The sequence below is a fragment of the Nonomuraea sp. NPDC005650 genome (assembly GCF_040605375.1).
Taxonomy (GTDB): Bacteria; Actinomycetota; Actinomycetes; order Streptosporangiales; family Streptosporangiaceae; genus Nonomuraea.
Map to the genome: position 1 here is coordinate 25321 of NZ_JBEXCR010000084.1, position 6765 is coordinate 32085.

At 69.0% G+C, this 6765-nt stretch carries 6 protein-coding genes; 2 read left to right on the forward strand and 4 right to left on the reverse strand.

Annotated features, from left to right (window positions below; genetic code table 11):
- Positions 1 to 161: 161 nt before the first annotated feature.
- Both ABZS69_RS64535 and ABZS69_RS64540 read right to left on the reverse strand, forming a co-directional pair.
- A complete protein-coding gene (locus ABZS69_RS64535) occupies positions 162 to 524 on the reverse strand; it encodes a nuclear transport factor 2 family protein (RefSeq protein ID WP_355394251.1) in 363 nt (120 codons plus the stop codon).
- Positions 525 to 715: 191 nt separating this feature from the next.
- On the reverse strand, positions 716 to 1141 hold the full coding sequence (locus tag ABZS69_RS64540) for a VOC family protein (protein ID WP_355394265.1): 426 nt from the start codon (positions 1139 to 1141) through the stop codon (positions 716 to 718).
- A 322-nt stretch (positions 1142 to 1463) separates the two neighbouring features.
- Here ABZS69_RS64540 and ABZS69_RS64545 point away from each other — a divergent pair, with 322 nt between their 5' ends.
- Together ABZS69_RS64545 and ABZS69_RS64550 are read left to right on the forward strand one after the other, a co-directional pair.
- The gene (locus tag ABZS69_RS64545) at positions 1464 to 1856 is read left to right on the forward strand and encodes a hypothetical protein (RefSeq protein ID WP_355394254.1); all 393 of its coding nucleotides are present in this window, start codon (positions 1464 to 1466) and stop codon (positions 1854 to 1856) included.
- 71 nt (positions 1857 to 1927) lie between these two features.
- A complete protein-coding gene (locus ABZS69_RS64550) occupies positions 1928 to 5245 on the forward strand; it encodes a BTAD domain-containing putative transcriptional regulator (protein WP_355394257.1) in 3318 nt (1105 codons plus the stop codon).
- Between the two features lie 42 nt (positions 5246 to 5287).
- Here the strand turns inward: ABZS69_RS64550 and ABZS69_RS64555 are convergent, their stop codons facing one another.
- A complete protein-coding gene (locus ABZS69_RS64555) occupies positions 5288 to 6061 on the reverse strand; it encodes a DNA/RNA nuclease SfsA (protein ID WP_355394260.1) in 774 nt (257 codons plus the stop codon).
- Positions 6062 to 6194: 133 nt separating this feature from the next.
- Positions 6195 to 6686 carry a zinc-binding dehydrogenase gene (locus ABZS69_RS64560; protein ID WP_355394263.1) on the reverse strand — a complete coding sequence of 164 codons (492 nt, stop codon included), beginning with the start codon at positions 6684 to 6686 and terminating at the stop codon, positions 6195 to 6197.
- Positions 6687 to 6765 lie beyond the last annotated feature (79 nt).

Here is a 6765-nt window from a genome sequence, read left to right on the forward strand (position 1 = left end):
ACCGCCGCCATCGTCCACGCCAGGATGAGGAACCGCGACGGCCCGGCGAGCAGGAACGCGCAGCCCTGGCCGAACCGCCGCCAGTACCCCTCCTACGCCTCCTGTGCCGACGCGCGCCGCCGTCAGCGCGGTGCATGCCGCAGCGGCGGGACGATTCAGCTCTACATCGCATAGACCGGCGCCAGGTCGACGAAGACGCGATAGTCCGAGATCAGCCCGTCGTCGCGGGTATGCCAGATCGACACGGCCACGACACTGACGTCCTTGCCGTCGAGCCGCCGGTATGTCACCTCGGTCTCGGCAATGGTGTCGGCGTCGACCTGCCAGGTTCTGACGAGCCTGTGCGCGAGGCCCGCGATGGTGGCGAAGAATATCCGCAGCCCCTCGGCGATGGCGTTGCGTCCCACCATGGGCTCGGCATTGCCGAACACCATCCGGGCATCCTCCGCCAGCAACTGCACGAACTTGCCGGGCTCGAACGAGTCGACCACCTGGAAAACGCGCCGTGCCTCATCGTCGGGCATGCCGATCTCTCCTCCCGTGGCGAGGGTCGCTGCTCGGGACGTTACGTGGCGACGGGCAAGATGCAACCCCTTCCGGACACCAACCGACCGGATCGAGAAGAGCCTGACCAGGAGATCCCTCTAGCCTGGGCCGAAGAATCGGCTCGACTCCGTCCGTCCAGCGGATCCTTCTGGTCGGCCGCGACGGGCTGTCAGCTGAGCTGCTCGGCCAGCGCGATGATGATCCCCTCGGGGCCGCGGACGTAGCAGAGCCGGTAGCTGTCCTCGTACTGGGCCAGCTCACCGACGAGTTCGGCGCCGTGAGTGCGCAGGCGGGCAACGACGTCCTCGATGTCGTCGACGGCGAACATGACGCGATGCATGCCCAGCGTGTTGTGCGGCGGGTTGTGCGGTCCGGCGTCGATCGCCGCGGGGGTGTGGTATTTCGCCAGTTCCAGTCGGCCGTGGCCGTCCGGGGTCCGCATCATCGCGATGTCGCAGCGGACGCCGTCGAGTCCGACGGTGCGGTCCGCCCAGGGGCCCTCGATCTGTGCTTTGCCCTCCAGTTCCATGCCGAGTTCTACGAAGAACGCAACGGCAGCCTCAAGGTCGTCGACGACAATGCCGACGTTGTCCATCCGCTGGAGCGTCATGGTGGTTCTCCTTTGTCGTACGGCCCGTTGTGGGCCACTGGTGTACCTGGGACGGAGCCATCGTCACGTTCTCGACACTGGAAGCGTGCTGAGTTTGGGCTCACCGCCATGGGGCGCCGCGTCCGATAACCCACACGCATGCGCGCAGGCCGTCGCCGGGTTCCGCCACGTCACGCGGATCCAAGACCCGGGCGGCACCTGTTACGCGCCTACTCTGAATTCACCCGGCGTGGGGCCGTCAGCCGGGCTGGTCCGGCAGAGCGGCCGACCCCGATCCGACAGCCGCAGACCTGGGCTGAGACCGGCGGTGACGGCGAGCGACGCCGCGGCCATCATGGCCATCGCCACCCCCACGGGTACGTACTGCGCGATCAGGCCGGCCAGCGTGGCCCCGATCGCCTGCATCGCCTTCATGCCGCGCGGCCGGGGCCGGGTGACGCGGATGGTGTATGAGGTGGCCACTTTCCAGGCTTTGTGTGATCGGCTGCGGTGCAAGGAGATCTGGGTGGCCGGGGCCGGTCGCTGGCGCAACCCGGATGAGGATCTGCCGGCCGACTTCGAGGCCCGCCGCGCCGAGCACTACGCCGAGCTGCGCAAGCCGCGCGATCCCGAGTCGTTCTGCCAGGCGCTGCGCCAGGAGGTGAGCGACGCGCTGGCCGAGCTCGACCATGACCGCCCTGACCTTCTCGGGCTCCGGTAGGTTTCGCACTGCTGCGGTATGATTTGGACGGTTTGTTAGCTGGCAATCTGTCGACTCATCCGGGAGCCGAGGTGGCTCTGCCCGTTCATCCCGCCCGGTCAGGCGTCGACGATCAGCCGGCCGGTGGCGCTCTCTTACGCCTTCAGATCCTGGGCCCGTTGCGGGTGTGGCGCGATGGTGTCGAACTGGATGCGGGCCCCCGGCAACAGGCTTATCTGCTGGCCCTGCTTCTGGCCCGGGTGGGCACGCCGGTCAGCACGAGCGAGCTGATCGACCTGGTCTGGGACCACGAGGTCCCCAACAGCGCGCTCAACGTCATCCACAAATACGTCGGCGCATTGCGGCGACTGCTCGAACCCGCGATCCCCGCCCGTAAATCCGGCTCATACCTGCACCACCGCGGCGGCTCCTACCAGTTCACCGCCGCCCCCGGCACCCTGGACCTCCGCACCTTCCGGGAACTCGTCGAGACCGCCAAGGCGGCCCTGGCACGGCAACGCCTGGGAACGGCGCTCGATCGCTATGTCGAAGCGCTTGGCCTCTGGCGGGGCCGTGCGGGCGACGGGTTCACGCACCGATCGACCGCGCTGCCGACCTTCGCCGCCCTCGACGAGGAGTTTCACGCCGCGTGCACCGAAGCGGCCGAACTGGCGGTGTCGCTGGGCCGACCGGCGGGGGTGCTGCCGGCGTTGCAACTGGCCGCATCGATGGCGCCGTTCCACGAACCCGTACAGGCCGGCCTCATCTCCATCCTCGGGGCGGCGGGACGCCAGGCGGAGGCACTGTCGGTGTTCCGCGAGGTCCGCGCCCGCCTTGCCGACGAGCTCGGTATCGATCCTGGCCCGGAGCTGCAAGCCGCACACCTGCGAGTGCTGTCGCAGCCCTCGGCGTCGCCGCTCGTGGCGCGTACGGACGGTGGGGATGACGGCGCGTCGGCGCGAACGGCAGCCGGGCTGGTCGGCCGGGCCGAGGAACTCGCCCTACTGCGGCAATCCGTCGAGATGGCGTTCACCGGCCGCCCAGCGCTCCGTATCGTCGAAGGCGAGCCGGGCGTAGGCAAGACCCGCCTGGTACGAGAGATCGCCACCGAAGCGAGCCGGCGTGGCGCGCTGGTCGTCTGGGGTTCGTGCCTGGAAGGCGACGGAACACCGTCGATGTGGCCCTGGGAACAGACGCTCCGCCCGATTCTCGACAGCCTGCCCGCGCCGCTGCGGGAGAAGTGGCTCGCCAGTGAGCTCGGCAGTCTCCTGGAATCGCGAGACGACTACGCCGCCGCGCCGGCCATTCTCGACAGCGGTGCCCAGTTTCGCCTGTTCGAGCAGGTCGTCACCGCCGTTGGGCAGTCCTCGGCGCAACGGCCCACGCTGCTGATCGTCGATGACCTCCAATGGGCCGACGCCGCCTCGCTCCAGCTGTTCGGCCACCTGACGGCCCGGCTACCCGCCGGCACGGTGATCATCGGTGCGCTACGCGATCGCGCACCCACACCCGGCTCTGATCTGTCGCGGGTCCTGGCCGCGGCCAGCCGGCTGCCCGGCCACCGCAGGATCCGGCTCGGCCCGCTCGGCTTGACCGACGTGACCGAGCTCATCCGCCGCGAGACCGGCCACGATCCCGGTCCCGAAGTCGCCCGCGGCATCCATGCCCGCACCGCTGGCAATCCGTTCTTCGTCCAGGAGCTGTCCCGGCTGCTCAGCGACGGCGGCTCGCTCGGCGACGGCGGCGCGTCAGTACGGGCCGGGGTGCCGGCCACCGTGCGAGACGTCGTCCGCGATCGGATGTCCGGTCTCGACGACAGCGCTCACGGCCTGCTGCGCATCGCCGCGGTCATCGGCCGCGACGTGGACCTCGACCTGCTCGCCCGCGCGATCGGCGTCGATGTCGCGGACTGCCTCGAACGCCTCGAACCGCTGCAAGCACTGGGTCTCCTGGAGACCAAGCCGGAAGACCCGTTCTCGTGGCGCTTCGCGCACGACCTGGTCCGCGAGTCGGTCACCGAGACCATTGCGCGGCGGCAGGCCGTCCAGCTGCATCTGCGCGTCGCCGACGCCCTCGAACACATCCATGCGGACGACGAGTCCGTCGCCGAACGCCTCGCCTACCACCTGCGGGGCGCCGGCCCCTTGGCCGACCCGGTTCGCACCGCGGAGGCACTGGCGCGCGCCGGTCGCCGCGCGGCGACCAAGCTCGCGTTCGCGGCCGCCTATCGGAACCTGGAATCGGCCGTCCAGATCGCCCGGACGGCAGGGCTGCTGGAGCTGGAACTGTGCGTCCTGTCGCTGCTCAACCTCCTCGCCGTCGAGCCCCCGGGAATGGGCGGCTCGACGTTCGATCTGCTGGAACGGGGCGCATATCTTGCCCGCAGACTCGGCCGCGAGACGGCCGAGGCCGAGTTTCTCTTCGTCCGGATGACCGGGGCCTACATCTCCACCGAGAAAGACCGTGGGGTGTGGGCTCGCCGGCTGCATGAGCAAGGCCAGGCGTCCGCGGACCCGATCATCCAGGCGTACGGCCGGCAGGCCTGGGGCCTGTACCAATGGGACATCGGCGACATCGGCGCGGCGTATCAGTGTTTCAGCTGGGTAGGTCGTACCACTGCGGACGGCATTGCCTCGCTGCTCGCGAACTCGGCCGACCCGCACCCGGGGCCGGCTCAGGAAAGCATGTACCACCTTGCCGGCCGGGTCGGGGGCGTCCCGGTTCGACGCCGCGACGACCTCGGACGTTGGCGGATCCAGGATGAGTGGGTCGGTTATCTGGCCGTGATCACCACGCTGCATGGCGATGTCGAGACGGGGCGGTCCCTGCTCGGCACGGTGTACCAGGCCGAGGGAGACCCCTTTGAGCTGTCGGGCTGGACCCGCTACCAAACCATGGCCGCCACGATGGCCGGTGACACGACCTGGACGATGCACGCGACCGAGCGGTGGGTCGCGGCCAGCGCCGACCGTCCCGGCGTCGCGCAGGAAGCCTACATATGGCTGGACTGGTACTGGGCCCGTGCCCTCACCGGCGACGACCCGGCCGGCACCGCGACCAAGGCCGAACATCTCCTGGCCGCGACCCTGCTCGACCCGCCGAGATGGGGCCTCGCCTACTGGTACGGACTGATCGCCGAGATGTGGCTGGCAGCCGAGATGCCCGACAAGGCCGCGACCGCCCTCGACCGGGCCGACCAGGCCGTCAAGGCCCACGGCCAACGCTATGCCGAAGGACTTCTCCTGTTGCTGCGCGCCCGCCTGCTGCACGCCCGCGGCGAACCCGTCGACGTCGTGCGAGCCGCCGCCGACGAAGCCCGCGCCCGATCCGGCGAACGCGGGGCCCACCTCTTCGCCCGCCGCGCCGAGAGGTTCCTGGCCGATCTCGACCAGAATCCGGCAGGATGCTGATCGCGATGCGGCGAGATGGGGTCCGGCTCGGCCGGGGCTCGGCTATTGGTGAAGGAACTGCTGGGTGAGTTCGTGGTGGCCGATGACTCGCACGCCGGTCGTGTCCAGTCGGAAGTTGACCTGCCAGATCTCGACTCCCTGACGCAGGGCCTCGGCGACCTGGGCTTTGACCCAGTTGTGCCTGCTGCTCTCGACGACCTGGAAGCCGGGATTGTCGTAGAGGAAGCAGACCAGCATGATCGCGCGCTGGTGTGCGGCGAGGCTGCGGCCCAGCTCGCCGAGGTGCCGGACCATGCGGTCGGTCGCGTCGAGTGGGGCGCGCGGCCGGGTCCGGACGTGATCGCCGAGGGTCACCTGGAGGTTGTCCAGCGGGGTCTTGACCTCGATGTAGGTGTCGTCGTTGACGAGGAAGTCCAGCCGCGACCGTCCCAGGACCTGTTCGCGGCGGACGGTGTCGGCGGTGACGATGCCGGGCAGGAGCCGGCTGATCAGCGCCTGTTCGACGTAGCGGTTGGCCGCGTTCTGATTGATCCCGATCCACGCGGGTTCGGGGTTCTCCGGGGTGTCGACGGAGACGGCTTCGACCGTGTAGGGCGTCTTGCGGGAGCTACTGCGGCTGCGGGACAGCAGGCAGGGCAGGCCGTCCAGGACGAGATCGCCGATCCGGCCGGTGGTCGGGCAGTGGCAACCGACGACTTCCCCGCCGGCCTCGACCTCGATGATGAACCGGTTGGGCCGCCGGACGATGATCGCCGGTGTCAGCGGTTCAGGGAAGTAGATCTTCCCGTCCCGTACGTGCAGGGTGCGGTCCGTCATGGTGTCTCACCTCCCCGATGCGGCGGCGGTGGACCCAAGGCCCGGTCGAAACAGCCCACATGGCTGCCCGAAGCCTCGCCCTGCGTGCCAGCAGGGACTCCGATCGAGCCGGCGATAGCGGTCACCGCCCCTGTCACTGGTCTGCGCCCATGAGGATGATCCCCTTGCCGCCGATCTTGCGGCCTTTCTCCAGGTCGGTGATCAGATCGACGGCGGATTCGAGGGGGACCGTCTCGCCGATCAGCGTGCCCAGGCTCCCGTCGACGGCCGCGCGGGCGACCTCGGCGAGGATCTGCGTGGTCGGGGAGCAGTTGAAGATCTTGTGGCGCCGGTTGAACGCCGCATGCAGGAACTTGGCCGGTGTGGCGTTGATGTCGAGGAAGACGCCGGTGGTGTTCAGCATGCGCATCGCGGTCTTGACCGGCAGGGCGCCGGAGGTGTCGAACACGACATCGAAAACACCCCGCACCTCGGACAGATCCGAGGTGGCGTAGTCGTAGATCGTGGACACCCCGAGCTCGCGGGCCCGGGATGCCGAGGCCTCGCTGCAACTGCCGGCGATTTCGGCGCCGAGCATGCGGGCGACCTGGACGACGGCCTCCCCGACGCGGGAGTGTAAGAACAACGGTGTAACTCCTGATCATGGAGGAACGCCTGATGAGTACTGTGATCCAGGCATCGACGGAGATCGACCTGGAGGATGC